Raw genomic sequence first — 2682 nt, forward strand, 5'->3', positions numbered from 1 at the left:
GCAACACTGAAAACGGATAATCGTCACAGATTTTCGGCAAATATTTTTTAAACGTGTTCATGAGATGAAGTATAGTAATGCCTGACGGATGCAGTTAAATTTCTATACCTGTTCGAAACGGACTCATTAAAATTTTGCTGCCTATGTCAAAATTTTTATTTTTCTCGATAACTAATCGCTATTCTATGCGCGATACCAGACAAACCCTTATATAACAAGATGTGATGATTGAGATTTTTCAGAAGCTAAATTTTCGAAAATCATGGTCTGAAGCACCGCAGACCTTATAAGTTAACGATTCTCGTTTTGAACCTCTGCCGAAAATGCGAGACTGCTGTTTTAAAGGTGGCGGAAACCCCGGTTTTCCTCCGGGAGAAAAATTTTTCAGGCATGGCATTTTTATGTTCAGTAAAGAGCGTAACAGCGCTGTTTCAGGCATTGAGAAGGCTGATTTTATTTGCTTTCGGGAGCTGATTTTCAGGGAAACTCCGAAATTGCCGGCGCGGGACAGCGGAATAGTCAGCGGACGGATCTGAGGCGCCAGGAGGAAATACGGGGGAAGAAACAGAGCCTGAGCATACTGGGTTACGCGCTGACCTTCTTTATCTCCCTCCCTGAACATTCCGCTCCCGGACTTCGGCCTGCGTCTTAAGCGCTTCTGCCATGAGAACTGATGAAAAAGGGCCCTCCGGGGAAACCGGAAAGCCCTTCTGTTATTACCTGAGCCCTGACTGAACTGAAAGGAGTTCCGGGCGCGGCTTTTAAAAATCGATCTCCGAGCTCCGGGAGGCCCCGCCTTCAGAGGATCTTCTGGCCGGAGATCTGCGGTGCATATTCCCGGCGTTCCGGGGCTTTCTGGGAGCGTCCCGGAAGGAATGTCCCTCCTGATTCCGGGATCTTCCGGAGCGTTCGCCGTTCCCGGATCTCCCTCCCTGCCCCCAGACTTTGCCGCCGGAAGAACGGCCGTACTTCCCGGAGGACTGCTCCCGTCCGGGCCGGAACGAGTCAGTCCGGTCAGCGCGAGCCCCGGCAAAGGAATCCCCGTCTCTGAACTTCACGGGGCGCTCCTTTCTGTCGTTATCTCTGGCAAATCTGGCCGGACGCTCGGATCTCTCCCCGGAAAACGGCTTCCGATCCCGGAAACCCCGATCCTCAAAGGATCCTCTCCCTCTTTCGGAGAAAAAGTCTCTCTCCCGGCGTTCCTGCCGATCATCCCGGCGATCCCTGCCGTCCCGGAAGCCATGACCGCTTCTCCCGCCCTTTTCCGGAGCGGAACGGAAGCCGCGCTCCCGGAAATCCTCGCCGTCCATGCCGTCCCGGCTGCTCCTTCTTACGGCATCCCGCATTCTGGAGCCCGGGGAACGGAAATCAGAGCCCCGGGATCCCCGGGGAGAAAGATCGTGGGTTTCCTTGTAGCGGCTGAAGGCTCTCTGCATCTGCCGTCTTTCCCGGTATCCCTCGGAGGAGGTGGCGGCCTCTGCTTCGGGATCCAGCGCCGTGCGGGTTTCCGGGAAAAGGCCGGCCATTTTGCGGAGAGCGTTCACCTCCTTCAGGTTAAGCTCGCGCCAGCCGCCTTCGGGGAGATTGCCCAGATCCGCGCAGGCGTATCTGATTCTCTTGAGACGGCTCACCCGGAGACCCAGAGCCTCCCAGAGTCTTCTTACCTCGCGCTTTCTGCCTTCCCGGAGGGTGACGTAGAACCACTTGTTCATGCCTTCGCCGCCGCCCTGCTCCACCTTGGAGAAATGAGCGGGGCCATCCTCCAGCTCCACATTGGTGGTCAGCTGCTGAATATGCTCCCGGGTAACCTCTCCGAACACCCGCACCGCATAAACCCGTTCCATTTCATGGCTGGGGTGGGTCAGCGCATTGGAAAGAGCGCCGTCGGTGGTAAGCAGCAAAAGTCCCGAGGTATTCACGTCCAGCCTTCCGACATAAATCCAGCGGCCGTTGGCCACCTGCGGCAGCCGGTCAAACACCGTGGGCCGGCCCTGGGGATCCATGCGGGTGCACATCTGTCCCTCGGGCTTGTTGTACATCAGCACCCGGCAAATCGGCTTCTCCTGATTTCCGGTTTTGATAATGCGGCCGTCCACCCGGATGGTCTCGGTCCCCTCCACCCGGTCGCCGATGGCGGCAACCTTTCCGTCCACGCTGACGCGGCCTTCTTTAATGGCCTCTTCCATATTGCGGCGGGAACCGATTCCGGTTTCTGCCAAAACTTTATGCAACTTTTCACTCATATATTAAACAAACCTGACGGGCATTGCCTCACGGCAAGCGCATGCAAACACTGAAGGAAAAAATCAAATGACAATCAAACTGGCCCTGACATCAGAGCTTCCCGCATGACGGCTCCGGCAAAAACGCAGAGCTCGCCCGGACATGGGCGGATTCAGAATAAACGACCGGAGAGATATTCTTTGAACTTAAGGTTTCGCTTCGCAGCGAAAACATGCGGATTATAACCGCACCCGGGAACAGTTGCAAAGGTTTCTTGGTTTTCCGGTTTCCGGCGGGAAACCGGCACGGGGCCGCGCCCCGCGCCGGAAGGGAAACGGAAAGAAATAATGGCATTTACCTGTGCCGGAGTTCAAATTTTGCAGCATTAATGAGAAGCCTCCGTCATGAACTCCTCTGTCCGTCCCGCCGGAGACGGTAAATTCAAGTATGATGGGATTA

General features: G+C 55.3%; 1 protein-coding gene and 1 pseudogene. Both read right to left on the minus strand.

The features are described from left to right. Positions 1–238: 238 nt before the first annotated feature. Complete coding sequence (locus ACJROR_RS05785; protein ID WP_406546258.1) at positions 239–622, minus strand: hypothetical protein; 384 nt, start codon at positions 620–622, stop codon at positions 239–241. A 697-nt stretch (positions 623–1319) separates the two neighbouring features. Further along, positions 1320–2243, minus strand: a pseudogene (gene rluB, locus ACJROR_RS05790) (23S rRNA pseudouridine(2605) synthase RluB); the annotation flags it as partial. Positions 2244–2682: the final 439 nt, after the last annotated feature.

Origin of the sequence: Succinimonas sp. (assembly GCF_045225735.1) — a bacterium.
Taxonomy (GTDB): domain Bacteria; phylum Pseudomonadota; class Gammaproteobacteria; order Enterobacterales; family Succinivibrionaceae; genus Succinimonas.